At 63.9% G+C, this 25,384-nt stretch carries 25 protein-coding genes and 1 tRNA gene; 14 read left to right on the top strand and 12 right to left on the bottom strand.

Features of this window, described 5'->3' with window-relative positions:
- The first annotated feature begins 1 nt into the window (after position 1).
- Positions 2–949 carry an ABC transporter permease gene (locus tag ACR64R_RS21055; protein ID WP_487358199.1) on the top strand — a complete coding sequence of 316 codons (948 nt, stop codon included), beginning with the start codon at positions 2–4 and terminating at the stop codon, positions 947–949.
- A 60-nt stretch (positions 950–1,009) separates the two neighbouring features.
- Here ACR64R_RS21055 and ppa read toward each other — a convergent pair whose 3' ends face one another.
- The 5 genes from ppa to ACR64R_RS21030 form a co-directional block, all read right to left on the bottom strand.
- Entirely contained in the window at positions 1,010–1,543 is a 534-nt protein-coding gene (ppa, locus tag ACR64R_RS21050; RefSeq protein ID WP_487358198.1) for an inorganic diphosphatase, read from the bottom strand.
- Positions 1,544–1,683: 140 nt separating this feature from the next.
- Positions 1,684–2,190, bottom strand: a complete 507-nt coding sequence (locus ACR64R_RS21045) for an N-acetyltransferase family protein (RefSeq protein WP_487358197.1) — start codon at positions 2,188–2,190, stop codon at positions 1,684–1,686.
- Between the two features lie 103 nt (positions 2,191–2,293).
- Positions 2,294–2,932, bottom strand: coding sequence for a TPM domain-containing protein (locus ACR64R_RS21040; RefSeq protein WP_487358196.1), 639 nt, complete (start codon positions 2,930–2,932; stop codon positions 2,294–2,296).
- A 6-nt stretch (positions 2,933–2,938) separates the two neighbouring features.
- Positions 2,939–3,736, bottom strand: coding sequence for a TPM domain-containing protein (locus ACR64R_RS21035; RefSeq protein ID WP_487362509.1), 798 nt, complete (start codon positions 3,734–3,736; stop codon positions 2,939–2,941).
- A gap of 242 nt (positions 3,737–3,978) precedes the next feature.
- Positions 3,979–4,626 carry a LemA family protein gene (locus tag ACR64R_RS21030; RefSeq protein WP_487362508.1) on the bottom strand — a complete coding sequence of 216 codons (648 nt, stop codon included), beginning with the start codon at positions 4,624–4,626 and terminating at the stop codon, positions 3,979–3,981.
- A 218-nt stretch (positions 4,627–4,844) separates the two neighbouring features.
- Between ACR64R_RS21030 and ACR64R_RS21025 the strand changes: the two genes are divergently transcribed.
- The 6 genes from ACR64R_RS21025 (at position 4,845) to ACR64R_RS21000 (ending at position 10,135) form a co-directional block, all read left to right on the top strand.
- Positions 4,845–5,102, top strand: coding sequence for a hypothetical protein (locus tag ACR64R_RS21025; RefSeq protein WP_487358195.1), 258 nt, complete (start codon positions 4,845–4,847; stop codon positions 5,100–5,102).
- 63 nt (positions 5,103–5,165) lie between these two features.
- Positions 5,166–6,050, top strand: coding sequence for a pyridoxal kinase PdxY (gene pdxY / locus ACR64R_RS21020; protein WP_487358194.1), 885 nt, complete (start codon positions 5,166–5,168; stop codon positions 6,048–6,050).
- A complete protein-coding gene (locus ACR64R_RS21015) occupies positions 6,047–6,799 on the top strand; it encodes a DUF429 domain-containing protein (RefSeq protein ID WP_487358193.1) in 753 nt (250 codons plus the stop codon). The genes pdxY and ACR64R_RS21015 overlap by 4 nt, the downstream gene beginning before the upstream one ends.
- Before the next feature lie 138 nt (positions 6,800–6,937).
- A complete protein-coding gene (locus tag ACR64R_RS21010; protein ID WP_487358192.1) occupies positions 6,938–7,579 on the top strand; it encodes a carbonic anhydrase in 642 nt (213 codons plus the stop codon).
- Between the two features lie 10 nt (positions 7,580–7,589).
- A complete protein-coding gene (locus tag ACR64R_RS21005; protein WP_487358191.1) occupies positions 7,590–8,006 on the top strand; it encodes a nuclear transport factor 2 family protein in 417 nt (138 codons plus the stop codon).
- Between the two features lie 74 nt (positions 8,007–8,080).
- The gene (locus ACR64R_RS21000) at positions 8,081–10,135 is read left to right on the top strand and encodes a M3 family metallopeptidase (RefSeq protein ID WP_487358190.1); all 2,055 of its coding nucleotides are present in this window, start codon (positions 8,081–8,083) and stop codon (positions 10,133–10,135) included.
- A 117-nt stretch (positions 10,136–10,252) separates the two neighbouring features.
- Here the strand turns inward: ACR64R_RS21000 and ACR64R_RS20995 are convergent, their stop codons facing one another.
- The 4 genes from ACR64R_RS20995 to ACR64R_RS20980 form a co-directional block, all read right to left on the bottom strand.
- Positions 10,253–11,797 carry a M81 family metallopeptidase gene (locus ACR64R_RS20995; RefSeq protein WP_487358189.1) on the bottom strand — a complete coding sequence of 515 codons (1,545 nt, stop codon included), beginning with the start codon at positions 11,795–11,797 and terminating at the stop codon, positions 10,253–10,255.
- 67 nt (positions 11,798–11,864) lie between these two features.
- Complete coding sequence (locus tag ACR64R_RS20990) at positions 11,865–12,689, bottom strand: carbohydrate ABC transporter permease (RefSeq protein WP_487358188.1); 825 nt, start codon at positions 12,687–12,689, stop codon at positions 11,865–11,867.
- Positions 12,686–13,555 (bottom strand): carbohydrate ABC transporter permease, encoded by an 870-nt coding sequence (locus ACR64R_RS20985; RefSeq protein WP_487358187.1) that lies wholly within the window; start codon positions 13,553–13,555, stop codon positions 12,686–12,688. Before ACR64R_RS20985 ends, ACR64R_RS20990 begins: the two co-directional genes overlap by 4 nt.
- 187 nt (positions 13,556–13,742) lie before the next feature.
- Positions 13,743–14,975: an ABC transporter substrate-binding protein gene (locus tag ACR64R_RS20980; RefSeq protein ID WP_487358186.1), complete on the bottom strand. Its 1,233-nt coding sequence runs from the start codon at positions 14,973–14,975 to the stop codon at positions 13,743–13,745.
- A gap of 172 nt (positions 14,976–15,147) precedes the next feature.
- On the opposite strand from ACR64R_RS20980, the gene ACR64R_RS20975 reads away from it, so the two are divergent.
- From ACR64R_RS20975 to ACR64R_RS20965, 3 genes are read left to right on the top strand one after another with little or no spacing between them, the layout of a single operon-like run.
- Positions 15,148–15,918, top strand: coding sequence for an SDR family NAD(P)-dependent oxidoreductase (locus tag ACR64R_RS20975; protein ID WP_487358185.1), 771 nt, complete (start codon positions 15,148–15,150; stop codon positions 15,916–15,918).
- A 2-nt stretch (positions 15,919–15,920) separates the two neighbouring features.
- Positions 15,921–16,988: an ABC transporter ATP-binding protein gene (locus ACR64R_RS20970; protein WP_487358184.1), complete on the top strand. Its 1,068-nt coding sequence runs from the start codon at positions 15,921–15,923 to the stop codon at positions 16,986–16,988.
- Positions 16,989–16,995: 7 nt separating this feature from the next.
- Positions 16,996–17,877, top strand: coding sequence for a MurR/RpiR family transcriptional regulator (locus ACR64R_RS20965; protein WP_487358183.1), 882 nt, complete (start codon positions 16,996–16,998; stop codon positions 17,875–17,877).
- 8 nt (positions 17,878–17,885) lie between these two features.
- Here the strand turns inward: ACR64R_RS20965 and ACR64R_RS20960 are convergent, their stop codons facing one another.
- Positions 17,886–18,197, bottom strand: a complete 312-nt coding sequence (locus ACR64R_RS20960; RefSeq protein ID WP_487358182.1) for a DUF167 family protein — start codon at positions 18,195–18,197, stop codon at positions 17,886–17,888.
- The gene (locus tag ACR64R_RS20955; protein ID WP_112100236.1) at positions 18,197–18,496 is read right to left on the bottom strand and encodes a YggT family protein; all 300 of its coding nucleotides are present in this window, start codon (positions 18,494–18,496) and stop codon (positions 18,197–18,199) included. Before ACR64R_RS20955 ends, ACR64R_RS20960 begins: the two co-directional genes overlap by 1 nt.
- A 140-nt stretch (positions 18,497–18,636) precedes the next feature.
- Between ACR64R_RS20955 and ACR64R_RS20950 the strand changes: the two genes are divergently transcribed.
- Together ACR64R_RS20950 and ACR64R_RS20945 are read left to right on the top strand one after the other, a co-directional pair.
- Positions 18,637–18,712 (top strand) — tRNA-Ala (locus tag ACR64R_RS20950).
- 177 nt (positions 18,713–18,889) lie between these two features.
- Positions 18,890–19,333, top strand: a complete 444-nt coding sequence (locus ACR64R_RS20945) for a hypothetical protein (protein WP_487358181.1) — start codon at positions 18,890–18,892, stop codon at positions 19,331–19,333.
- A gap of 87 nt (positions 19,334–19,420) precedes the next feature.
- On the opposite strand, the gene rtcR is transcribed toward ACR64R_RS20945, so the two are convergent.
- Positions 19,421–21,022, bottom strand: a complete 1,602-nt coding sequence (gene rtcR, locus ACR64R_RS20940) for an RNA repair transcriptional activator RtcR (protein ID WP_487358180.1) — start codon at positions 21,020–21,022, stop codon at positions 19,421–19,423.
- Positions 21,023–21,230: 208 nt separating this feature from the next.
- On the opposite strand from rtcR, the gene ACR64R_RS20935 reads away from it, so the two are divergent.
- Positions 21,231–22,790 (top strand): vWA domain-containing protein, encoded by a 1,560-nt coding sequence (locus tag ACR64R_RS20935; RefSeq protein WP_487358179.1) that lies wholly within the window; start codon positions 21,231–21,233, stop codon positions 22,788–22,790.
- Positions 22,791–23,922: 1,132 nt separating this feature from the next.
- Positions 23,923–25,332: an RtcB family protein gene (locus tag ACR64R_RS20930; RefSeq protein WP_487358178.1), complete on the top strand. Its 1,410-nt coding sequence runs from the start codon at positions 23,923–23,925 to the stop codon at positions 25,330–25,332.
- The last annotated feature ends 52 nt before the right edge of the window (positions 25,333–25,384 follow it).

Below are 25,384 nucleotides of genomic sequence, written 5' to 3'. Positions count from 1 at the left end.
CATGGCTTCGCTGCGGATACTGCTCGAAAAGCCCTGGATCTGGTCGTTCGTCGGCGCGCTGGTCGTCTGGCTGGCGACGATCGCCTTCACCGGCGGCTACGGCGGTGGCGGCATGGTCACGGCGGCGCTCTCGCTTGCCGTCTTCACCGTCATCGTCGGCGTCGGCCAGATGTTCGTCATCACGCTGGGGCCGGGCAATGTCGACCTGTCGCTGCCGGCAAATATCGGGCTGGCCAGCGCGGTCGCCATGAAGGTGATGGGCGGCAGCGATTCGATGATCGTCGTCGGACTGATTGCCGCACTGGCCTGCGGCGCCGCGATCGGCGCCATCAACTATCTGCTGATCTGGGCGCTGCGCATCCCGCCGATCATCGCGACGCTGTCGGCGAGCTTCATCATCCAGTCGGTCGATATCAGCTATGGCCGCGGCCTGCAGATCAAGCCGCCGCCGGGCTTCGCCGATTTCACCAACTGGCAGGTTTTCGGAATTCCGGTGCTGGCGATGCTGACGGTGGTCTTCACCATCGGTGCGGCCCTGGCGCTGCAGCGCATGATCTATGGACGTTCGGTGCTGGCGATCGGCCAGAACATCCGCGCCGCCTGGCTTGCCGGCGTCAATGTCGGCCGCGTCCGCTTTCTCACCTACACGCTGTGCGGGGCGCTCGGCGGCATCGACGGGGCGCTGCTCGCCGGTTATTTCCGCGGCGCCAATGTCGATATAGGCAACGAATATCTGCTCGCCTCGATCGCCGTGGTCGTCATCGGCGGCACGTCGGTCGCCGGCGGCAAGGCCAACGTGCCCGGCGTCTGGGGCGCCGGCCTTTTCCTGGTGCTGCTGCTCACCATGCTCAACACATTCGGGGTCAGCGCCGGCGTGCGGCTGGTGCTGACGGGGCTGATCATCGTCGGCGTCATCACCGCGGCCGGCGGCGAGAAGGCCGTGCGGTAAAGCAATTCCAGGAAAAGTGTGAAGAGGCTTTCCGTCCGCAATTGCGGCAAAACAAGAATCTTATTTTGCCGCTTTCGCCCGCGCGATTGCGTCGACGATCATCTTCTTGGCGTATTTGGAATCGTGCCAGCCCTCGATCTTGACCCATTTGCCGGGCTCGAGATCCTTGTAGTGCTCGAAGAAGTGCTGGACCTGCTGACGCGTGATTTCGGGCAGGTGGGTGTATTCAGTGACGTTCTCATAGCGCAGCGTAAGCTTCGGCGAGGGAACGGCGATAACCTTCTCGTCCTGACCGGCATTGTCTTCCATGATCAGGACGCCGATCGGCCGCACATTGATGACGCAGCCCGGCACCAGCGCGCGGGTGTTGCAGACGAGAACGTCGATCGGGTCGCCGTCGCCCGACAGCGTGTGCGGCACGAAGCCGTAATTGCCGGGATAGCGCATGGAGGTGTGCAGGAAGCGGTCGACGAACAAAGTGCCGGCCTCCTTGTCCATCTCGTATTTGATCGGCTCGCCGCCGATCGGCACCTCGATGATGACGTTGACGTCCTCAGGCGGGTTCTTCCCGATGGCAATCGCTTCGATACGCATGGCTAAATCCCTCTCTCGATTGAAAAGATCGATAGCGGGCGAAACGTCATGGTGCAATGCGACGATTGGTGCTGAAAGCTAACGAAAGCGCACAGTTTGTGATGAGCTGTAACCTGGCGCGGGCCGCTTCGGGATCCCGTTCATTCCCAGACGAAGGCTACCTTCTTCAGCGCCCTCTGCTCGAAGACCTCGACGCCTTCGGCGATATCGCGGCCGCCATTGCCGGCGTAGAAGGCCAAGGCGTTGTGGTTGTCTTCCAGCGCCCACACCACCAGGCCGCGCAGGCCGTGATCGGCGAGGCGAGCCTTCGCCGCCTTGAACAGCCGGCTGCCGAGCCCGATGCCCTGATATTCCGGACGCAGGTAAAGCTCGTAGATCTCGCCCTGCTGCTTGAGCTCGCGGGCACGGTTCTTGCCGATAGTGGCGTAGCCGGCGACCGTTCCGCCGATCTCGACCACCAGGACGGTGGCCGCTCGGCGAATCGCGTTGGCCCACCAGTCGACGCCGCGACGGTTGATCATCGAGGTCAGCGTGCGGTGCGGGATGATGCCGGAATACGCGCCGCGCCAAGCCTGCTGGTGCACCTCGGCGATGGCGCCTGCGTCGCGCGGCTCTGCCTTCCGGATATCAATCGTCAGCGTGTTCATGATTGGTTAACCATAAACCCGCATCGCCCGATTGCAAAGAGTCAGCCATAGCCCCTCGACGCTTTCGCACAGCCGAAGGGCAGGCCGCCGGATGAGATGCCTGTCAGATCTCGACGAGGTGGTCGTCGAGCTCGTTGGCGTCGCCTTCGGTGACCGGAAAATGCTCGGCCAGCACCGCGCCGACCGTGCCGATGGCCTTGACGAAGCCGTCGGCCAGGCGGTCGTCACCGGCGTGTCCTGTCAGGTCGCGCACAACGCCGTCCCAGACATGCTGGCCGACCTTGGCATCGATGCCCGAGTCGGCGACGACCTCGGCATAATGCTCGGCGATGGAGACGAAGATGAGCACGCCGGTGCGCGCGCTCGTGCGATGGACGTTGCGCGCCAGGAACTGTTTCACCGCATTGGCGTGCGCGGCCAGGTAGCGCAGCCTTCTCGGCACGAAATGGATACGCAAGGAGGGCAGGAGCCAGAGCAGGGCGAGAACCGACGCGAATGCCAGCAGTTGCGCCAGCAAGAAATGCGGCAGCCGGATGGACAGCCACCAGGCCTCCAGCCCATAGGCGACGGCAAGGCCGGCGATGAACAGGCCGATCGTCGTCGTGAACGCAGCCGGGAAGAAATAGCCGTCGCTGGCGCGGGCGACGACGCAGTAGATCTCGCCGTCGGTCTTCAGTTCGGCCGTCCGGATCGCCTCGGCGATGCGGTCATGGTCCTCGGCGCTGATCGGTCGCGTAGCCATCTTGCCTCACCAGCTTCCCGAAGAGCCGCCGCCGCCCGACGAGCCGCCGCCGCCGGAGAATCCGCCACCGCCCGACGACCAGCCTCCGCCGCCTGACCAGCCACCGCCCCCGCCCGACCAGCCGCCCGAGGAGGATCTCCGGTTCTGATCGAAGGTCATTCCGAGCCAGCGATAGCGGCCGGGTCCGATCTTCTGGCCGAAGATCGGCGGCAGCACCGTCATCGCGATGCCGCCGAAGAAGATCAGCGCCCAGATGGTGATGAAGATGGCGAAGAACAGGTTGTCGGAATTTAGCGGCGACTGCTGGTTGCTCTTGCCGCGCGCTTCCAGCTCCTCGGGATTGCCCTCCAGCACCATGATCATGTCGTCGACGGCCTTGCTGATGCCGCCGGAAAAATCGCCGGCGCGGAAGGCCGGCACCATGTCGTTCTCGATGATCAGCTTTGTGTGCAGGTCGGTCAGCGTGCCTTCCAGCCCGTAGCCGACCTCGATGCGCATCTTGCGGTCGTTCGGCGCGACCAGCAGCAGCACGCCGTTGTTTTGCTTGGCCTGGCCGAGCTTCCAGAAGCGGAACAGCCGGTTGGCATAAGGCTCGATCTCCTCGCCGCCGAGGCTGGGTATGGTGGCGACGACGATCTGGTCGGAACCCTTGGTCTCGAAGTCCGCGAGCTTCTGCGTCAGCGCCGCGCGGGTGCCGGCATCGATGATGCCGGCATTGTCGACGACGCGGCCGGTCAGCGCGGGGAGGTCGGCGGCGAAGGCGGCAACGGGAAGGAGGAAGAGGCAGAAAACGCCGAGCAGAATACCAACGAAAGAGAGGTTGGCGCGAGGCGCCGCTGTCTGCCCTGCCGGGCATTTCCCCCCCGAAGGGGGAGATTGAACGTCACCTTGGCCTTCGCCAATCGCCGTCGCCGCAATGGGAGCGCCGTCGACAGCACAGCCAATCTCCCCCCTCGGGGAGGAGATGTCGGGCAGGACAGAGGGGAGTATCCACACGCGAGCGGTCCGCCTTTCGCAGAACTACATTCCGACGACCGTCGGGGCTCTCACCCGCCCTGCTTCGTCGTGCTCGTACCGAAATCCACCTTCGGCACCTGCATCTTGTCTTCATCGACCGTGAAATTGGCGAAGGGCTCGTTGCCGCGGAACCAGAAGGTCGCCCACAGCACGGACGGGAAAGTCTTCAGCGTCAGATTGTAATCCCTGACCGCCTGGATGTAGTCGCGTCGCGCCACCGCGATGCGGTTCTCGGTGCCTTCGAGTTGCGCTTGCAGCGCCAGGAAGTTCTGGTTGGCCTTGAGATCGGGATAGGCTTCCGACACGGCGATCAGCCGCGACAGCGCGCTGGTCAGACCGGCCTGGGCGTCCTGGAACTTCTTCAGCGCCTCGGGATCCTTCAGCGTCTCCGGCGTCACCGTGATCTGCGTCGCCTTGGCGCGCGCCTCGACGACCGCGTCGAGCGTGTCCTTCTCATGCGAGGCATAACCCTTCACCGTCTCGACCAGGTTCGGGATCAGGTCCGATCGGCGCTGATACTGGTTGAGCACCTCGCTCCACGCCGCCTTAGCGTTCTCTTCCGCCGTCGGAATGGTGTTGTAGCCGCAGCCCGCAAGCAGCGGCAGCACGAAAGCCATCAACAGGAAGGCAGGCAGGCCGCGGAAGGCGGAAGGTGGTGAGAGGCGCTCGGCAATCATCATTGGTCCCTCGACAGAAGTTGCATGCGAAGCATTACCACAATCCACACGTAATAAAATGTCCGGCTCATGGCGCTTGTCGCGGCTCCGCCGCGAGCTGCAGTGAATAGAAGCACGAACAGGAAGCTGTCTTCTTGTTTGACGCAATTGCGGACGGAAAACCGGTTCGCACTTTTCCTGGAATTGCTCTAAGGTCAGGACAGGAAAGGGCAATCGCCATGGCCGAGAGCCGGGACGACGAGACCGAATCGCGCCGCATCCTCGAGCGCGTGGCGCGCGAGACGTCGCCGGGTGGCGCTTCGTTCATCGTCCGCACGGCGAAGGGCGCACGCGATCGCGTCACTGCCGCCGACGCCGACCGCGCCGATCCTATCGAGTATTGGGGAACCCGCATTGGCCGAACGCTCGGTTTCGTCATAGCCATTGGGCTATTGGCCTGGCTGGTGTATGCCGCCACGCGTGGCACTTTGTTTTGACGCAATTCCGGACGGAAAACCGCTACACACTTTCCCTGGAATTGCTCTTAGGAATCAACTTTCATGAGTGCAGAAAAAACCGACGCGCCGCGCGCGGTCATCGTCATCTCCAGCCATGTCGCCCGCGGCTCGGTCGGCAATCGCGCCGCGGTGTTCGCGCTGGAGACGCTGGGCTTCCCGGTCTGGGCGGTGCCGACCGTCATCCTGCCCTGGCATCCGGGCCACAGCCGGGCAACGCGCATCGTGCCGCCGCTCGACCAATTCAAGGCACTAATGGCCGATCTCGAGCGCGCGCCCTGGCTGGGAGAGGTCAGGGCCGTGCTTTCGGGTTATCTCGGTGAGGCGGGCCAGGCCGAGGCTGTTGCCTCGCTGGTCGCCGCCGTCAAGCAAAAGACGCCGAATGCGCTTTACGTCTGCGACCCGGTGATGGGCGATTCCGGCGGGCTCTACGTGCCGGAGCCGACCGCCGTCGCCATGCGCGACAAACTGATGCCTATCGCGGATATCGCGACGCCCAACCGCTATGAGCTGGAATGGATGGCGGGCGCGCCGCTGCCGGATATCAAGTCGGTGACGGCGGCGGCGCTTCATGCCGGCCCTTCCACCATGCTGGTGACCTCGGCGCCCGCGATGATGGCCGGTGGCATCGGCAATTTCCTGCTCGACGGCAGCCACGCACTGCTCGCCGAGCATCGTATCATCGAGAAGCCGCCAAACGGGCTCGGCGACCTGACGGCCGCCGTCTATCTGGCGCGCGTCCTTTCCGGCCAGGGCCCGGCCAAGGCGCTGCAATCGACCACGGCGGCTGTCTACGAGATCCTTGCCCGTACCGCGAAGCGCGGCGGCGACGAGCTGCAGCTCGAAACCGACGCGCAGAGCCTGTCGCACCCGATGGCCATGGTGCAGCTGCGTCACCTCCTGCATCCCGGGCGGGACAAGCGGGCGTGAAGCTCGCGGGCGTCGACGGTTGCAAGGCAGGCTGGATCGTCGTCCATCGCGAACTGGACAAGCCGCCATCGGTCTCGGTCTTTCGGAGCTTCCAGGCGCTGCTCGAGGCGCTGACGGATGCAACGATCGCCGTCGACATGCCGATCGGCCTGCCGGATTTTTCAAGCAAGGGCGGGCGCGGACCGGAGGCGTTGGTGCGGCCGCTGCTCAAGGCGCGGCAGTCGAGCGTGTTCGCCATCCCTTCACGGGCGGCGCTCTATGCCGATACCGGCGACTTCACCACGATCGAGGCCTGGCATGCGGCGCATCGGCGGGCAAGCGCGGTGGCGATGGAGACCTCCGACCCGCCGCGTGGCGTTTCCATCCAGGCGTTCGGTATTTTCTCGAAGATCCGCGAGATCGATTCCTTGCTGATCGCGCGGCCGGAGTTGCGTCACCGCGTCTATGAATCACACCCGGAAGTGGCATTCTGCCGGCTGAATGGCGGCACGGCGATGTCGCTGCCGAAGAAGATCAAGGGCGCCGTCAACGCGGCCGGCATGGAGGAGCGCAAGGCGCTGCTTTGCCGGCATGGCTACGAGAAAACCTTCCTCGACCAGGCGCCGCCACGAGGCGCGGCGAGCGACGATTTCCTGGACGCCGCCGCCATGATGCTGATCGCCGGGCGCATCGTCAGCGGCGAGGCCCGGCCTTCGCCCGATCCCCCGCTGACCGATCGTTTCGGTATCCCAATCGCCATCTGGGCATAATCACGCCACGCTCGCCGCATCGCGATTGCGACCGCGCGATCCGCAATTCGGCATTGCCCGCGACCGGCATTTGCCGCTACAGGCTTTCCGACCGCCACGACCTTGCCGCCTCCAACCCCGGAAAGGCTCTAGCCACCCATGCCGCATCTGCCCGAGCATCTCATCAACGGCTACCGCAACTTCATGAATGGCCGCTATCTCTCCGAAAGCGACCGCTACCGCTCCCTGGCGCGCGAAGGCCAGTCACCCGAAACGATGATCGTCGCCTGCTGCGATTCCCGCTCGGCCCCGGAAGCTATCTTCGACGCCGGCCCGGGCGAGCTGTTCGTTCTGCGCAATGTGGGCAATCTGGTGCCCCCCTATGAGCCCGACGGCGAGTTCCACTCGACCTCGGCCGCGCTCGAATTCGCCGTGCAGAGCCTCAAGGTGAAGAACATAGTGGTGATGGGCCACGGCCGCTGCGGCGGCATACGCGCCGCGCTCGACACCAACTCCGCGCCGCTGTCGCCCGGAGACTTCATCGGCAAGTGGATGAGCCTGATCGCGCCGGCCGCCGAGACCGTGGCCGCCAGCACGATGATGACCGCAACCGAGCGCCAGACGGCGCTGGAGCGCATTTCCATCCGCTATTCGATCGCCAATCTCAGGACCTTTCCCTGCGTTTCGATCCTTGAGGGCAAGGGCAAGCTCACGCTGCACGGCGCTTGGTTCGACATCTCGACCGGAGAGCTTTGGGTGATGAACAAGGAAACCGGCGATTTCGAACGGCCGGAGCTGTGACGGAGGGATAATGTCCCAAAGCCGGTGGAAGGTCTTTCTCGCGGCGACGTTGCTGTTGTGTACAATCGGGCGCGCCAGCGCCGATGACGGCGCCGTCATCGATCGCTGGTATTCGGCGCTGCTGGTCGCCGACCGCACGGAATTGTCCGAGCTGCTTGCCGACGACGTGCGCATGAAGCTCGACGACATCGGCGTCGTCCAGACCAAGCAGGACTTCATCGCCTCGATCGACGAATGGCAGGGCGCGGTCGCGGGCGCGGCGATCCGGCATCGCGTCGAAAAGAGGGAGAACGGCCAGACCACCGTGCTCGCCTGCTACGATTTTCCCAACAACGATACGCTGATGCGCGAGACCTTCACCGTGGCGGGCGGGCGCATCACCGCCAGCACCCAGACGGCGGTTGCGCAGGATTGCAGCGCCTACTGAGGCGAGTTGCACCGCGCGCTGCATCGCCCTACATCGGGATGGCCCGCCTCCAAACCAGCCCACCGGAAGTGCCCATGTCATCTACAGAAACTGTCGACCTCGCCGCCCATCCGCTGACCTTCTGGCAGGGGCCGCTCGGCCTGCCGGATTTTGCGCGCATCGGCGACGATGATTTCGGGCCGGTCTTCGACGCGGCGCTTGCGTCGCACCAAACCGAGATCGACGCGATCGCCGGGAACGGCGAGACGCCGACGATCCAAAACACGCTGGCGGCGCTCGAGCTCGCCGGCGACGCGCTCGACCGTGTCTCGTCGATCTTCTGGTGCCGCGCCGGCGCCCACACCAACGACGCCATCCAGGCGATGGAGCGCGAGGTCTCGCCAAAGATGTCGCGGCATTTCTCGGCGATCTCGATGAACGAGAAGCTGTTCGCCCGCATCGACGACCTCTACCAGCGCCGCGACAGCCTCAAGCTCGACGCCGAGACGCTGCGCGTGCTGGAGAAGACCTGGAAGGGCTTTGTGCGGTCCGGCGCGAAACTCGACGCCGAGGGCAAGAAGCGGCTTGCGGCCATCAATGAGGAGCTTTCCTCGCTCGGCACCAATTTCGGCCAGAACGTCCTTGCCGACGAACGCGACTGGGCGCTGTTCCTCGACGAGGCGGACCTTGCCGGCCTGCCGGAGTTTCTCAAGAGCGCCATGGCCGAGGCAGCGGAGATGCGCGGTCAGAAGGGACGCTATGCAGTGACGCTGTCGCGCTCGATCTACGAGCCGTTCTCGACCTTCTCCGAGCGCCGCGACCTGCGCGAGATCGCCTTCCGAGCCTTCACCATGCGCGGCCAGAACGGCGGCGCCACCGACAACACCAATGTCGTGCGCGACATGCTGAAGCTGCGCGCCGAGAAGGCGAAGCTCCTTGGATACGGCTCCTTCGCGGCGCTGAAGCTCGACGACACCATGGCAAAGACGCCGAAGGCGGTGCACGACCTGCTCGATCCCGTGTGGGAAAAGGCGCTGGAGAAGGCCGCCGCCGACCAGAAGGATCTGGAGCGGCTGGCGACCGAAGCCGGCAGCAACGAGAAATTCGCCGCCTGGGACTGGCGCTTCTATCAGGAGAAGCTGCGCGCCGAGAAATTCGCCTTCGACGAGGCGGAGCTGAAGCCTTACTTGCAGCTCGAGCGCGTCATCGAAGCCTGCTTCGATGTGGCGACGAAACTGTTCGGCATCAGCTTCCAGGAGAAGAAGGGCATTACGGCTTGGCATCCGGATGCCCGTGTGTTCGTGGTGAAAAACGCCGACGGCAGCGAGCGTGGCCTGTTCCTGGCCGACTATTTCGCGCGGCCGTCGAAACGCTCCGGCGCCTGGATGAGCGCGCTGCAATCCGGCTACAAGCTCGGCCATGGCGCCAAGCCTGTGATCTACAACATCATGAACTTCGCCAAGCCGCCGGCCGGCGAGGCAGCGCTTCTATCGGTCGACGAAGCGAAGACGCTGTTCCACGAATTCGGCCACGCGCTGCACGGCATGCTGACCGATGTCACCTGGCCCTCGGTTTCGGGAACGTCCGTCAGCCGAGATTTCGTCGAACTGCCCTCGCAGCTTTACGAGCACTGGCTGACGGTGCCGTCGGTGCTGGAAAAGCACGCGCTGCACGTCAAGACGGGCAAGCCGATGCCCAAGGCACTGCTCGACAAGATGCTCGCCGCCCGCACCTTCGGCGCCGGCTTCGCCACGGTTGAGTTCACCGCCTCGGCGCTGATCGACATGGCTTATCACGCGCGGCCGGACGCGCCCGCCGAGCCGCTTCGCTACGAGGCCGAGACGCTGGAAAAGCTGCATATGCCCGACACCATCGCGATGCGCCACCGCACCCCGCATTTCGGCCATGTCTTCGCCGGCGACGGCTATTCAGCCGGCTATTATTCCTACATGTGGTCGGAAGTGCTCGACGCCGACGCCTTCTCGGCCTTCGAGGAGACGGGAGACCCCTTCAATCCGGAACTGGCGGAACGGCTGCGCAAGAACATCTACGCCGCCGGTGGCTCGAAGGATCCGGAAGAGCTCTACACCGCTTTCCGGGGCAAGATGCCTTCGCCGGAAGCGATGATGGCGAAGAGGGGATTGGTATGATTGGGTGATCTCCCCCCTTGTCGGGGAGATGGCCGGCAGGCCAGAGGGGGGCGCTGTCCCGCCGGCGTCTCAGTTCAGAGATCCGCCGACATCCCCGCTTGGGTCCTGTTACCCAAGCTAAGCGAGGTTGCGGTCCTTCGCGCCCCCCTCTGCCCTGCCGGGCATCTCCCCCACGAGGGGGGAGATTGGCTGTTTCCACGGATCCGCCACCCTTGGCCAGATTGGCCGCTTCAGGTTCCTGTAATCCGTCACCGCCGGGTTGCTCGGATAGGAACTCGGCGCCGCGACATAGATGATCTCGGCGGCGATCGGTTCGAAGCCGGCGTAGAAATGGTTGGTCGACTTGATCAACAACACGTCTTTCGCCAGCGGATCGATGCCGATGTTGGAGAAGATATCCGGCTCGAAGGTCTGAGTGCGGTTGGTGTTCAATATGACGTCGACCTCGGTGCCCTCGATGCGCACCACCGCAGACGGCCCCAGCGTCACCCGGCTCGGGCCGAAGCTCTGCCATCCTTCGTGGACCGCCTTCAGCACAGTGACACGCGCATCGATCGGCTCGCCGGCCTGAGGGCCGGCCTTACCGCCGAAGCGCAGGTCGATGACTGCGCCCTCGCCGGCCGCATGGCAGAAGGTCACGGCTATCGGATCCCAGATCGTCGCCACGCCGACCTTGTTCACGCCGCGTGCCAGAAGCTCGCGCAGCACGATGGTGCCGTCGCCCGGTACGCCGCCGCCGGGATTGTCCCAGATGTCGGCGATCACGACCGGCTTGTCCTGGCGCCTGGCGCGGACGGCCATCGCCTGCTCGATGCCGGCCGAGGCGGTTAGCATCGTCATGGCGGTCTTTTCACGCAGAGCGTAAAGCTCGCGCCCCAGCGTTTCGGCGAGCTTTTCGCCCTTTGCCTTGTCGTTGTCGGTGACGACCAGGATGCGGGTGCCCATCTCCGGGACGTCGGCGGCCATGAAGCCGTGGATGACCGAGATCGACAGCACGCCATCCTTGCCGTGCAGCGCCTTGATCTTGTCGACGAAGGAGCGCATCGGCTCGCGGCTGGTCGGCAGCACCTGGATCATGCGGCAGTCGAAGGTCGAGATCACCGGCTCGATCTCGCCGCGCGCCGCGGCGAGGCCGAGCTCGACGACATGCTCGCCACGCTCGTAGAAATCGGTGTGCGGGAATTCGAGAAAATAGGCCATGATATCGCAGGCTGCGACGCGCTTCGGTGTCAGATGGCTGTGCGGATCGAATTCGGAGGCGATCACCACGTTCGGCCCGACGATCGCGCGCACGCGCTCCAGCAGGTCGCCTTCGCAATCGTCATAGCCCTGCGCGACCATGGCGCCGTGCAGGCCAAGGATGACTGCGTCGACCGGCAAGGCGGCCTTGAGCTGATCGAGGATCTCGTCGCGGAGCGCCTCGTAGGTCTGCCGCTGCACCAGACCGCCGGGCTCCGCCCATGTGGCGGTGCCTTCGATGACAATCAACCCTTCCTTGGCGGCCCGTCTGCGCAAAGCGACGAGCGGCGAGGAGCAGAGCGTCGGCGTCTCCGGGTGCTTGCCCGGGCCGGCATAGAAAGCCATCCCGAACGAAGCCCGGTCGGTCGGCACCGGCGAGAAGGTGTTGGTTTCCGTCGCCAGCGAGGCGGTGAAGATGCGCATGAACGCTCCCTAGACTTCTTGTTGTTCGCAAATCCGGCGGAAACCGCTGCGTTCTTTGCTGGAATTGCTATTTGACGGCCCCGAGCGCAAGGCCCCGCACCAGGTAGCGCTGCAGCCAGATGAAGAGGATCGCCACCGGCAGCGTCGCCAGAAGCGTGGCCGCCATGACATGGTGCCATTCGATCGTATAGCGACCTGCGACCAGCGAGAAAACCTGGATCGGCAGCGTGTAGCTTTCCTGGCTGCGCAGCATGGTCAGCGCCACGACGAACTCGTTCCAGGCGTTGATGAATGTGAAGATCGCCGTCACCGCGATGGCCGGCAGGCAGAGCGGCAGGAACACCTTGCGCAGCGTCAGCCAGCGGCCGGCGCCTTCCATCCAGGCAGCCTCCTCGAGGTCGCGCGGAATAGTGTCGAAATAGCTCTGCAGCATCCACACGGTGAAGGCGACGTTGAAGGCCATGTAGATGAAGCCGAGCGCGGTGGTGCTCTCGACCAGTCCCCAGGCCGCCATCAGCCGGAACAAGCCGAGCACCAGGACGATCGGCGAGATCATCTGCGAGATCAGAAGGAACTGGCGGAACGCGCCATAGCCGGCAAAGCGGAAGCGCGACATGGCGTAGGCCGCCGGCACCGAGATCAGGATCGCGCCGATCGTCGCCAGCGCCGAGACATAGAGCGAGTTGACGAGCGCCCGGCCAAAGCCGGTCGCCACCCACATATCGGCGAAATTCGACCAGCGGAATTCGCTCGGCCACCAGGTGGGCGTCAGCACCTCGGTGCGCGGCTTGACGGCGGTGAGGAGCATCACGGCGAAGGGGAAGATCGTCACGACGATCAAGGGAGCCAGCAGCAGCCAGGCGATGACGGTGCGTTTCAGCTTCGGAGTCATGCGCGCTGCTCCCGCATGGCGAGGCGCACATAGATCATCGTGAAGACGAGCAGGATCGCGAACATCACCAGCGACACCGCGGAACCCTCGCCCAGTTTGCCGATGCGGAAGGCAAGCTTGTAGAGATGCGTGACCAGGATATCGGTCGAGTTCGCAGGCCCCCCTTGAGTCATCACCCAGATGATCGGGAAGGAGTTGAACACATAGATGGTGTTGAGCACGATCGCGATGTTGATGAAGGGTTTCAACAGCGGGAAGGTGATCTCGCGGAACTGCTGCAAGGGGGTCGCGCCCTCGAGCGCCGCCGCTTCATAGAGATCCTCGGGGATAGAGGACAGGCCGCCGAGGAAGATGGTGGCGGTGAAGGGCACCGTCACCAATACGCCGATCAGCACCTGCATCGGAAAGGCGGTCTCGGCGCTCGCCAGCCACTGGATGTTCTGGCTGATGATGCCGAGCTTCATCAGCGCCGAATTCAGCATGCCGCTTTCGCCGTTGAGGGCCCAGCGCCAGACCACGGCGGTCATGGTCAGCGAGACCGCCCAGGGGAGCATGATGATGACGCGGGCCAGCCCGCGGCCATAGAAGTCCATATTGAGGATCATCGCCACGGGGATCGAAAGCAACAACGCGCCGCCGACGACCAGCGCGGTCCACAGGCCGGTGCGCCAGAGTGCTGCGATGAAATCGGGGTCGGCGGCAAGCGCCGAGAAATTGGCCAGGCCGCTGAACTCGCGAAGCTGGCCAAAGCGATTCACGTCATGCGTCGCTATCTGGACAAGGTCCCAGACCGGCCAGAAGATCACCACCGCCGCCAGGAGCAGGCTGGGCAGCGTCAGCAGATAGGGCAGGGTCCGGCTTTGCATCGGCTGGATGGCACCGTGTTGCGGTGGATAGGACTTGCGGACGAATTTCGCCGATTTGCCGGCTTGGCTCAATCCGGTTGCGGCTTGCCCGGCGCGGAACCGCCATGCGCTTTCCGGATTGCCGAGGCCGGCAAGGGGTGGCGCGCTCCGACGGGGGAGCGCGCCACGGGCGCAGGGAGATACGCCCTTATTTCTTCTTCAGCACGGCGTTCGCCTTGTCGGCCGCGTCCTTCAGGGCCGCTTCCGGCGTGGCGCTGCCGAGATAGATCTTCTGCATGGCGTCGGACGTGATCTGGGCGATCTCCTCCCAGCCCGGGATGACCGGCGCGAAGCGGGCGTCAGGCAGCAGCGCGGTGAAGGCCGCGAGGTCGGCGTTGTTGACGTAATAGTCCATCTTCGCCTCTTCCTTGTTCACCGGCAGGAAGCCTTCGCCCTGGGTGAACTTGGCGCGCTGCTCCTTGGTGAACAGGAAATCGAGCAGCTTCCAGGCCTCGTCCTTGTTCTTGGAGTTCTTGAACATGATGATGGAGTCGGTGACGCCATAGGTGCCGCGCGCGCCTGTCGGACCGGCGGGGATGGCCGCGACGCCGTATTTCAGGTTCGGCGCTTCTTCCTTGATCTGGTTGGACAGGAAGGGAGCGGTGATCATCATGCCGACCTTGCCCTGCTTGAACAGATTCTGCACGTCCTCGCGGTTGTTGGAGGTGACGCCCGGCTCCGTCAGGCCCTCATCGATCATCGACTTGTAGAGCTTGGCGGCCTCCAGCGCGCCAGGCGTGCCGAGGCCCGACGTGCCGTCCTTGTTGAGGATCTCCGTGCCTTGCGACCACATCGCATAGTAGTAATAGACGTCGGTCTCGATCTCCTTGCCCTGCAAGCCGAAGCCGAAGGCGCCGATCGCCTTGATCTTGCGGGCGTCTTCCTGAAGCTCGGTCCAGGTCGCCGGCGGTTTGGCGATGCCGGCCTTCTCGAACAGTTCCTTGTTGTAATACATGGCGCGCGCCGAAGCCGCGATCGGCAGGCCGTAGGTCTTGCCGTCCATGATCGAGGGCTGCAGGAAGGTGTCGATGAAGCGGTCCTTGAACTCGGGCTTGATGTAGCTGTCGAGCGGCTCGGCGACATCCTGCTGGACGAAGTCGATCAGCCAGCGCGTGCCGATGATCGAGAGATCCGCATTGGTGCCGGCGGTGATGTCGGTGGTGAGTTTCTGCAGGAGCACATCCCACGGCACCACTTCATACTTGATAGTGATACCGGGATTGGCCGCCTCGAATTCCTTCTTCACCTCCTCGAAATAGGGGCCGGTCTTGGCGCTGTATTCGGCGACGGTGACGCGCACCTCGCCCGCATTGGCCGGTGCTGCCAGCGCCATCATGCTCATTCCGGCCAGCAGGCCGACAGTCCATTTCGCAAGGCTCATCTGATTTCTCCCATTGATGCGCATTCGCGCCTGGCTCTTAGGAGCGCAGGATTTATGTTACTTTCCTACATTATCGATCATTTCACGCCGTGCAAGCGGATTATCATGTTGCTAAATTACATTTGCTTGGTTAGCCTGCCGGCTTAAGATGAGGGGCGGAGGAGCGGGCAAGGTGGTTTCGAAAGCCGAGTTCGAAGGCAAGACGATTGTCGTCACGGGCGCCGGCGGCGGCCTCGGTTCGGCGATCGTCGAGCTCATGGCCGGCCGAGGCGCGCGCGTGGTCGGTTGCGACCAGTCGACGGAGGCGCTGGCCAGTCCGCACATCGCCTCGCGCCACGTCTTCAACCTGCTCGACCGGGCCTCGATCGAAGCCGCGATCCCCGCGTTGCTCGACAAGGACGGCGTCCCCGACATTCTGATCAACAATGCCGGCTGGACACGCGCCGAGACGTTGAAGGCGCTGACGGCGGACACAATAGAGCAGGAACTCGACCTCAATCTGACCGGCGTGATGACGTTCGCCGATCCCCTGATCAAGGCGATGGCGGCGCGCGGTTCGGGCAGCGTCGTCTTCATCTCCTCGGTCAACGCGATCTCGCATTTCGGCAATCCGGCCTATGCCGCGGCCAAGGCCGGCATCAACGCCTATGCCAAATCGATCGCGGTCGAGCTCGGCCGCGCCGGGTTGCGCGCCAATGTCGTCTGCCCGGGGTCGATCCGCACCGCCGCCTGGGACCATCGCCTGGCCAAGGATTCCGAGATCCTCCGCCGGCTGAGGCGGCTCTATCCGCTCGGCCGTATCGTCAATGCTTCGGAAGTGGCGGAAGCCGTGGCTTTCCTTGCCTCGGAGCGTGCTTCCGGCATAACAGGCGCCGTGGTGCCGGTGGACGCCGGACTGACAGCCGGCTACCTGCCTTTCATCGACGACATATTGGGAGCGTGACCATGACGGGCGTCCAGTTCCGCAACCTGTCGAAATCATTCGGCCAGCATAAGATCCTCGAGGGCATCAACCTCGAGATCGGGAGCGGCGAGTTCGTCGTGCTGGTCGGACCGTCCGGCTGCGGCAAGTCCACGCTTTTGCGCATGCTGGCCGGGCTGGAGACGATCACCTCCGGCGACCTCGTCATCGGCGGCACGCGCGCCAACGAGCTGCCGCCGCAGAAGCGCAACATCGCCATGGTGTTCCAGTCCTATGCGCTGTTCCCCCATCTGAAGGCTTCGGAAAACATCGGCTTCGGCCCGAAGATCCGCGGCGAAAACCGCGCCGCGATCGACGACAGGGTGAAGAAGGCCTCGGGCGTGCTCAACCTGTTCTCCTACCTCGACCGCTATCCGCGGCAGCTTTCGGGCGGCCAGCGGCAGCGCGTCGCCATGGGCCGCGCCATCGTGCGCGAGCCTTCGGTCTTCCTCTTCGACGAGCCGCTCTCCAATCTCGACGCGCAGCTGCGCGTGCAGATGCGCACCGAGATCAAGGCGTTGCACCAGCGGCTGAAATCGACCATCGTCTACGTCACCCACGACCAGATCGAGGCAATGACCATGGCCGACCGCATCGTGGTGATGGATCGCGGCCGCATCCAGCAGGTCGGGCAGCCGCTGGAGCTCTATGACCGGCCGGCCAACAAGTTCGTCGCCGGCTTCCTCGGCTCGCCGTCGATGAGTTTTGTCTCCGGCGCGCTGAAGACCGCCGGAGCCAAGTCCTGGTTCGAGACGAAGGGCGGCGGCCGCCTGGCGCTTGCCGGCGGCGCGGCTTCCGCCAGCGACACGGTCGAGGCCGGCATCAGGCCCGAGCATTTCGTGGTCGGCGCCGGCGACGAGGCCATGGCAATCGAGGTCGATGTCGTCGAGCCGACCGGCTCGGAAACGCATGTCTACGGCTCGGTCGGCGACGACACGGTGCGCGCGGTGTTCCGCGACCGGCTGCCGGTGAAGCCGGGCGACCGGCTGCCGGTGAGCGTCGATCCGCGCAACATCCACCTGTTCGACAAGGCGACGGGCCTGCCCCTGTGAGAAGACGATGAAGAGCCCGGCCGACATCATCACCCGCCTGCAGCTGATGTCGCAGGACGGGACCAAGTCGGATCGCCGGCTGGCCGGGCTGGTGCTTTCAGACCTCGATTTCGCGTCCAAGGCGGCGATCTCCGAAATCGCCGCGCGTGTCGGCGTCAGCGAGCCGACCGTCACCCGCTTCTGCCGCAATCTCGGCTGCGAGGGCCTGCGCGATTTCAAGTTCTACTTGGCGCAGGCGATCGCCATCGGCGGCCAGTATCTCTCGCCGGAGCCCCTCAGCCGCGACGCGCGCGAGCAGCGCATCGCGTCGGCCATCACCGAAGCGGCGATCGCCGCCATACAGCGCGCCAGCGAAAACCTCGACATGAGCGTCCTGGTGGAAGTGGCGACCCGCATCGCCAATTCCGGCAACGTGCTGTGCATCGGCTCAGGCGGCATCTCCTCGATGATGGCGACCGAAATGCAGAACCGGCTGTTCCGGCTGGGGCTGTCGGCGCTTGCGCAGGTCGACGGCCAGTTGCAGCGCATGTACGCGGCCGTCGCCGCGCCCGAGACCACGCTCGTCGCCTTCTCGGTCTCAGGCTTTGCCCGCTCGGTCATCGAGGCGGTGGAGGTTGCACAACAATATGGCGCTGCCACGGTGGCCATCACGGCCCCCGATTCGGCGCTGGCCAAGGTCGCCGGCACGGTGATCCACTATCAGCCGCTGGAGGACGGCAACATCTACAAGCCGACATCCTCGCGCTATGCGCTGCTGGCCATCGTCGACATGATCGCCACCTCGGTCGCCGAGACACGCGGCCCGAAGGTTCTGGAGAACCTGCGCCGCATCAAGCAGAGCGTGAACACGCTGAAGGTGGACGATCCGAAACTGCCGATCGGGGATTGAATGACGCGTTACTTGGCGAGCGCGTCTACGCTTTTGGCCAGCGCCGCCGGATCGCCCAGGATACGCAGCGTCTTCAGACGCGACGTGCCGCCGGCAACCACCGCAACGGAGGAGCTCGGCACGCCAAGCGCCTTGGCCATCATTCGTTCCAGTGCTTGATTGGCCGCGCCGCTCTCCGGCACGGCGCGCACGCGGGCCTTGAGGTGGCTGCGGCCGTCGGCGGCGGTCTCGACGCCGTCGATGCGATCCAGCGCCGCTTTCGGCGTCAGCCGCACGAAAAGGTCGATCCCGTTCTCGCGAAGCCGAAACGACGTGCTCATCAGCCGCCGGTCACGACCCAGGACCAGACGGTGGTGACGAGAAACTGCCGGATGAAGAAAATGATCAAAAGGAGAATGATCGGCGAAATGTCGATGCCGCCGAGGTCGGGCATGAAGCGGCGGATCGGACGCAACGCCGGCTCGGTCAGCCGATAGAGCATGTTGCCGATGGTGCCGACGAACTGGTTGCGCGAGTTGACGACGTTGAAGGCGTAAAGCCAGGAAAAGATCGCCGAGGCGATGATGATCCACCAGTAGATATCAAGCGCCATGACGATGGTCTGAATAAGGGCAATCATGCCGGTCTCCAAATTGTCGCCGACATGTAGCCATTGCGTGCCGAGCCGGCAAGGCCCGCCGGCTTCGGCGCATGGCGTCAGGCCATCGTTTCGCCTTGACATCAAACGGCCGCGACCGATACAAGCCGATCCGCTGGAACGGGGCTGTAGCTCAGCTGGGAGAGCGCATCGTTCGCAATGATGAGGTCAGGGGTTCGATCCCCCTCAGCTCCACCAGCCAGCACAAGCCCGTGTTGCTCGTCGGCGTCTATCAGCCTCGCTCAGCATTTCGTGATTGCCGGATTTCAGGCTGGGTGCCTGGAACCAATGGCGTGGCAAGACGGTTCAGCTATAGTTTTGAAGCTGATATGCCCCGGCCTGCTGGGTAAGCGGCGATCCTTGAGGAGTTCCATCATGCAGATTTCGTCCCGGTTCCGTTCCGTCGCAGTCGCCGCTATCGCCGCGGCGGGCGTGAGCATTGCCAGCGCCGCGCATGCCGACAGCGGCACGATCCGCTTCTCCGTCTACAAGGCGGCCTTCTTCATCGGCGGTTCCGGCGGCGAAGGCACGCTGACCTTCCATGGCAAACGCTATCCGATCTCGGTCGGCGGCGTCTCGGGCGGCCTCGCCTTCGGCGCGTCCAAGACGTATTTCCAGGGCACCGTCCGCCACATCCGGCGCGCCAGCGACGTGACCGGCGTCTACGGCGCGGCCGGCGGCGGCGGCGCGATCGGCAAGGGGGCCCAGGTGATCGTCATGACCAATGACAAGGGCGCCCAGCTCGAGCTCACCGGCAGGCAGGTCGGCCTCCAGGTCAACGCCGATCTCAGCGGTATCAGCATCGCGCTGAAGAGGTAGGCCTCAGGCTGCCTTTTCGCGCTGCTGCGAGTAGACCGGGCGCTCGTGCATTGACGCGACGGGCAGACAAGCGCGCCGGCCGTCGCTTCACCGCCGGGCCAGGTCTTCGAAGCGCAGGTCAAACCGCATCAGATATTTACGCAGACGATCGGCATCGTTGCCGCTCGTCTTCTTGAGGCGGGAGACGGCAAAGAGCTTTCGGCCGGCAGCGCTGAGCGAGTTGCTGTCGCGACAGGCCTTGATCGCGGTGGCGAGTTGAGCGCGGTCGAAAGGATCGATCTCGGCAAGGCGATCGGTTCCAAGCACGTTCAGCAGCAGCGCTTCCGGGCCGTGGTCGCCGTTACCACCGTCACGCCACAGGGCGGTGAGCCGATCGATCTCGTCCCGCACGGTTTCCTCGTTGATGCGACCGAGGGGGGCAAGCGTGGCCATGCGCGTCACAGAGGCGGAAAGATCGCGAAAATTCGCCCGCCACTGGGCCTCCGGAGCCATGGCGAAATTTAGGTATAGTTCACGTGCCTCCTTGTTGAAGTTGACATTCTGCCCCTCGCGCTCCCCGAACCGTCGCAGCTCGAATTCGAGGTTGGGCTCTATGTCCTCCTTGCGGTCGCGCAGGGCCGGCAGCTGAAATGTCCAGAGATTGAGGCGCGCGAACAGGTCCTCGCGGAACTTTCCCGCTTTCACGTCGATCGAGAGGTCGCGGTTGGTGCCAGCAAGTAGCTGGAAGTCGGACGTCACGTCCTGGTCGGCGCCCACGGGAAGGAAGCGCTTTTCCTCGATCGCTCTCAGGCACATAGCTTGTTCGTCGGTGCCGAGTTCGCCGATCTCGTCAAGAAAGAGCACGCCCTTGTTGGCCGATTTCATCAGACCGGCACGCTCGTTCTGGGCGCCGGTAAAGGCGCCTTTCACATGACCGAACAGCGTCGACATCGCCTGATCGCCGCGCAGCGTCGCGCAATTGACTTCGATGAAGGCACCTGACACCTGACGTTGCGCTTTCTTCAATTCGTAGATGCGCCGCGCGAGCTGCGACTTACCGGCGCCGGTCGGGCCGGTGAGCAGCACCGGCGCGCGCGAGCGGATCGCCACCTTCTCGATCTGGTCGATCATCCGGTTGAAGGCCGTGTTGCGTGTGGCAATGCCCGATTTCAGGAACGAGGTCGCCTCGTCGCGCTCGGCCGCGAAGCGGGTGGCGATCGCATCGTAGCGCGACAGGTCGAGATCGATGATCGAGTGGCTGCCCGAGGCGTCGTCACGCCCCTCCTTACGGGGTGAAAGCTGCAACAGCCGCGCCGGAATGAAGCGTGCCTCGGTGAGCAGAAACCAGCAAATCTGCGCGACATGCGTGCCGGTGGTAATGTTGACGAGATAATCTTCCTTCTCGGGATCGAAGGCATAGGCGCGGGCGAAGTCGCGCAGGCCCGTATAGACCTCGCTGAAGTCCCATGGATCTTTCATCGGGATCACATGCCGCCTGACCTCCGTGGCTGGCGACACCTCTTCGATGTCGGCGATAATCTGCCTGGCCAGCCGCTCCGAATTGTCGCCATGGATCAGTTCCAGCCGGTCGATGAACAGGCCCGCCTGTTGGCATAGGGCCACCGTCGGCCGCCACCTTTTCCAGCGATCTTCGCGCCCGCTGGCATCAAGGCTGGTGCCGAGTATACCGATCGCTACCCGTCGTCTCATGGTTATCCTATCATATAAGCAATGATATCCTGATATCGCATACTGGGTCGATTGAAAATAGCCTTTGCGACGCACGCTCAATCGCACCAATTTTTTTGTTATTTAAAAACAATTGCTTATTGGATTCTATCGGCGCCCTTGGCTCTGCCGCGCTGAAACTGGCACGTGGCTTGTATTGATCCTGGCGTTGATAAGAAGGATCACGATAATGGCAAACAAATCCGTGTTTGCGACGATTGCAGGAAAGCTGCTCCCGCCGGCTGACGCCAGGAACCATGAGGGTGCTCAGGCTTACCACCTCTCGCCCGAGCAGGCCCTGGCTCAGCTGGCGGCGACGGGAACGTTCAACACTACATTCTACGCCGAGCCGCGCGAGCAGCTCGACGAGGTGCTGAAGCTTGCCTGGCAGGTCCAGCCGGCCTTTCTGGCGAAGACCGCCGTCCATGCTTTCGAGCAGGGCTACATGAAGGACATGCCGGCGCTTCTGCTTGCCGTGTTGTCCTTGATGCAGGGCGACGAGTTCAACCGCGCCTTCGCTCGGATCGTGCGCAACGGCAAGATGCTGCGCAACTTCGTCCAGGTGATGCGCTCCGGCGCAACCGGGCGAAAGTCGCTCGGCTCGCGACCGAAGCGTCTCGTTCAGGCGTGGCTCGAGCATGCGTCGGACTTCGAAATCATGCGTGCCGCGGTCGGCAACGAACCGTCGCTTGCGGATGTCGTGAAGATGGTTCACCCGAAGCCGGCGTCGGCCTCGCGGGAAGCGCTCTACGGCTATCTCATCGGCAAGCCACATGATGTGGCCGCGCTGCCGGACGTGGTGAAGGCCTTCGAGGCCTTCAAGTGCGATCCGTCGCTGCCGGTGCCGGACGTGCCTTTCCAGATGCTGACCTCGATGCCGCTGTCGCGCGAGCATTGGGTGCAGATCGCCGAGACGGCCGGCTGGCAGATGCTGCGGCAGAACCTCAACAGCTTCGCGCGCAACGGCGTGTTCGAGGTGGAGGGTTTCGCCGGGAAGCTCGCGGCGCGGCTTCGCGACCCGGACGAGGTCCGGCGCGCCAGGGTGTTCCCGTATCAGCTGATGGTGGCCTTCACCATGGCTGAGGCTGGTGTGCCTGGCGTGGTCAGGGACGCGCTGCAGGACGCGATGGAAGTCGCGCTCGGCAACGTGCCGCAGGTCGAAGGCGATATGGTCGTCTGTCCGGACGTTTCGGGTTCGATGTCCTCGCCGGCGACCGGCTATCGCAAAGGAGCGACCTCGGCCGTGCGCTGCATCGACGTAGCTGCCCTGGTGGCTGCCGCGCTGCTGCGCCGCAACCCGACGGCTAAGGTATTGCCGTTCGAGAACGATGTGGTGGATGTCGACCTCAACGCTCGCGACACGGTAATGACCAACGCGGCGAAGCTTGCGGCCATCGGTGGCGGCGGAACCAACTGCTCGGCGCCGCTGGCGCGGTTGGTGCGTGAGAAGGCGAAGGTCGACCTGGTGGTGTTCGTTTCGGACAACCAGTCCTGGGTAGACGCGACGCAGAACGCGCATCAGGGCACGGCGACGATGCAGGAATGGGCCAAGCTGAAGGCGTATAACCCGAAGGCCAGGCTGGTCTGCATCGACATCCAGCCCTACGCCACGACGCAGGCGAATGGCCGCGCCGACATTCTGAACGTCGGCGGCTTCTCCGACCGGGTCTTCGACGTGGTCGGCACGATGCTCGCTTCCGGCGGCGACCCGGACCATTGGGTGCGCTCGATCGAGACAGTGGAGCTTTGACAAAGATGCCGGCGGCGCGTCCGCCGGCATCGCAAGAACAGGGCATGACGAATGCCGATGGAATTACAGGCTGTTACCCTCCAGGTCGCGGGTTCGAATCCCGTCGGGTCCGCCATCATGGACCCGTAGCTCAGCGGTTAGAGCAGGGCCCTGTCGCAAGGCAGGGAGACGTTTCATCACTCTTGTCGTCATCCCCGACGACTTTTCGCGGCTTCGGTCGCGCGTGTGAACAAGGAGAACAAGATCGAAGGCGTGACGAGTGCCTGTGGAACTCCATCCTAACGTTCGGGTCGCGGGTTCGATTCCAGCCGGGGCTGCCAATCGGCTCCGTAGCTCAGTCGGTAGAGCAGAAAGGCAGTTTTACAACAGACTTGTCGTCACACCTTACAAAGAAACAGCCGCGGCGAATGCCCGATGGAACTACAGCTCCAAAGAATGGGATGCTCCGTGAGGTTCGACTCCTCACCTTGGCGGCGCTCTCTGGCACGAGCGGGACTCCCGGGTTTCATCTTATTTTGTCGCCGCGGCCAACCGAATGAATGGCGAATGAAGGCAGGACTACAGGTAGCGCGCCCGTTGAAAGACGGGAGGTCGGGTGTTCAAATCACTCTCTCGCTCCGCGGAGCGGGGTGGCGCAGTCAAGCGTCGTCTTGCCGATCCTTGTCGCCAGCCGATTGAACAGGGCGAATGCCTGCGGGAATACATTGGTATCTGGCGGTTCGAATCCGCCCGTCGATCCCAGGATCGATCGGTTTCTCGCATCCGCTTTTCGCCCGCCTATGGAATGCAGTGAGACTTGAAGACGAATGGCGAATGCAGGCAGGACTACTGGATAGAGCACCCGCGACAAATGTCGCGGGAGGTCGGGTGTTCGATTCATCCCTTCCGTCTTCAGGATGGAAAGTAGCTCAGTAAATTGTCTTGCCGCCCCTTGTCGCCAGACCGGATCGAGGACGAATGCTACGGGACTACAGGTAGACGCAGCCTGCTCAAAGTGAAACGCCGAGAGCGGGTGCCGAAAGGCGTGAGGGTTCGTGTCCCTCCTTCGCAAGAAACGGCGAAGTGGCGGAAAAGCGTCTCGTGACCCTTGTCGTCCGTTGATTGAAATGACGACAGACTGAAGGTGAAAGACATGACCGAGATTGTAAGCGGACAGGATCTGATCGACGCCGGAATGCGGCAGGGCAAGTGGTTTGCCCGAGCGCTCGTGGCGGCCAATGACGTTTTGGAAAAGGGCGGATCGCGTGAGGATGCGATCGATGCCGCGCGCGCCTTTGCGCCGCCGCCGGCGATACCGCTTCATGCGACCGGCACGCTGCCGCTTCACCTCAACATCCTGGCCGAAGACGCGCATGAGGCTGCCAATGTCGAGGCCGTCACCCGCAGCATGACCGAGCTGATGCGCACGCCCGTGGTGCGCGCCGGCGCCATCATGCCCGATGCCTGCCCGGCGGGGTCGCCCGGCACCATCCCGGTAGGCGGCGTCGCCGTGTCCGAAGGCATCCATCCCGGCATGCATTCGGCCGACATCTGCTGTTCGATGGCGATCTCGGTGTTTCCCGGCGTGGCGCCAGCCGCGTTGCTCGACGCCGTCCATGCCGTCACCCATTTCGGGCCTGGCGGGCGCCAGCGCGGCCAGCAGTTCCGCCCAGCGGACACGCTTTTTGCGCGCTTCGAGGCGAATGCCTTGCTGCGAGACCTGAAGAGCCCGGCGATCGAGCATTTCGGCACGCAGGGCGACGGCAACCATTTCGCCTATGTCGGCACGCTGAAGTCGAGCGGCGAGACGGCGCTGGTCACCCATCACGGTTCGCGTGCGCCAGGCGCCAGGCTCTATGCCAAGGGTATGAAGATGGCCGAACATGTTCGCAAGACGCTGTCGCCGGAGACCTTGCCGCAGAACGCCTGGATTCCGGCTGATACGCCGGAGGGTGATGAGTATTGGGGAGCCCTGCAATTGATCCGCGAATGGACCAAGGGCAACCATATGCTCATTCACGACCTGGCGGCCGAAAAGCTGTCGGCGAAGGTCTCGGACCGGTTCTGGAACGAGCACAACTTCGTCTTCCGCCGCTCGGACGGGCTGTTTTACCATGGCAAGGGCGCCACGCCGGCCTTCGACGGCTGGGCCGACGACGCGACCGATCTGACGCTGATCCCGCTAAACATGGCGGAGCCGGTGCTGATCGTCCGCGGCAAGAATGCCGAAAACGGGCTCGGTTTCTCGCCACACGGCGCCGGACGCAACTTCTCGCGCACCCAGCACCGGCGCATGCAGGCCGGGCGCAGCGACGCCGAGATTTTCGCCGAGGAGACCAAAGGCATCGACGCCCGGTTCTTCAGCGGGGTGACCGATATTTCGGAGCTGCCCAGCGCCTACAAGAACGCGGCTTCCATGCGCCGCCAGATCGAGCATTTCGGCCTGGCGGAGATCGTCGACGAGGTGCTGCCTTATGGCTGCATCATGGCCGGCGACTGGGAAGCCAATGCGCCGTGGCGCAAAAAGAAGGAGCGGCGCGAGACGGAAGCACGCAAGCAATAGTCACCGACCATCATGGATGCGGGCAGGGATGCTCGCATCCATCCAAGGGCTC

Source organism: Mesorhizobium sp. MC2-1-1 (assembly GCF_057597255.1).
Note: the sequence above shows the minus strand (reverse complement) of the source record. Positions and strands in the feature narration are given on the sequence as shown.

Coding starts and splice junctions, on each gene's coding strand:
- ACR64R_RS21055 (WP_487358199.1), top strand. CDS start 2: ATGGCTTCGCTGCGGATACTGCTCGAAAAGCCCTGGATCTGGTCGTTC.
- ppa (WP_487358198.1), bottom strand. CDS start 1,543: ATGCGTATCGAAGCGATTGCCATCGGGAAGAACCCGCCTGAGGACGTC.
- ACR64R_RS21045 (WP_487358197.1), bottom strand. CDS start 2,190: ATGAACACGCTGACGATTGATATCCGGAAGGCAGAGCCGCGCGACGCA.
- ACR64R_RS21040 (WP_487358196.1), bottom strand. CDS start 2,932: ATGGCTACGCGACCGATCAGCGCCGAGGACCATGACCGCATCGCCGAG.
- ACR64R_RS21030 (WP_487362508.1), bottom strand. CDS start 4,626: ATGATTGCCGAGCGCCTCTCACCACCTTCCGCCTTCCGCGGCCTGCCT.
- ACR64R_RS21025 (WP_487358195.1), top strand. CDS start 4,845: ATGGCCGAGAGCCGGGACGACGAGACCGAATCGCGCCGCATCCTCGAG.
- pdxY (WP_487358194.1), top strand. CDS start 5,166: ATGAGTGCAGAAAAAACCGACGCGCCGCGCGCGGTCATCGTCATCTCC.
- ACR64R_RS21010 (WP_487358192.1), top strand. CDS start 6,938: ATGCCGCATCTGCCCGAGCATCTCATCAACGGCTACCGCAACTTCATG.
- ACR64R_RS21005 (WP_487358191.1), top strand. CDS start 7,590: ATGTCCCAAAGCCGGTGGAAGGTCTTTCTCGCGGCGACGTTGCTGTTG.
- ACR64R_RS21000 (WP_487358190.1), top strand. CDS start 8,081: ATGTCATCTACAGAAACTGTCGACCTCGCCGCCCATCCGCTGACCTTC.
- ACR64R_RS20995 (WP_487358189.1), bottom strand. CDS start 11,797: ATGCGCATCTTCACCGCCTCGCTGGCGACGGAAACCAACACCTTCTCG.
- ACR64R_RS20990 (WP_487358188.1), bottom strand. CDS start 12,689: ATGACTCCGAAGCTGAAACGCACCGTCATCGCCTGGCTGCTGCTGGCT.
- ACR64R_RS20985 (WP_487358187.1), bottom strand. CDS start 13,555: ATGCAAAGCCGGACCCTGCCCTATCTGCTGACGCTGCCCAGCCTGCTC.
- ACR64R_RS20980 (WP_487358186.1), bottom strand. CDS start 14,975: ATGAGCCTTGCGAAATGGACTGTCGGCCTGCTGGCCGGAATGAGCATG.
- ACR64R_RS20970 (WP_487358184.1), top strand. CDS start 15,921: ATGACGGGCGTCCAGTTCCGCAACCTGTCGAAATCATTCGGCCAGCAT.
- ACR64R_RS20965 (WP_487358183.1), top strand. CDS start 16,996: ATGAAGAGCCCGGCCGACATCATCACCCGCCTGCAGCTGATGTCGCAG.
- ACR64R_RS20960 (WP_487358182.1), bottom strand. CDS start 18,197: ATGAGCACGTCGTTTCGGCTTCGCGAGAACGGGATCGACCTTTTCGTG.
- ACR64R_RS20955 (WP_112100236.1), bottom strand. CDS start 18,496: ATGATTGCCCTTATTCAGACCATCGTCATGGCGCTTGATATCTACTGG.
- ACR64R_RS20945 (WP_487358181.1), top strand. CDS start 18,890: ATGCAGATTTCGTCCCGGTTCCGTTCCGTCGCAGTCGCCGCTATCGCC.
- rtcR (WP_487358180.1), bottom strand. CDS start 21,022: ATGAGACGACGGGTAGCGATCGGTATACTCGGCACCAGCCTTGATGCC.
- ACR64R_RS20935 (WP_487358179.1), top strand. CDS start 21,231: ATGGCAAACAAATCCGTGTTTGCGACGATTGCAGGAAAGCTGCTCCCG.
- ACR64R_RS20930 (WP_487358178.1), top strand. CDS start 23,923: ATGACCGAGATTGTAAGCGGACAGGATCTGATCGACGCCGGAATGCGG.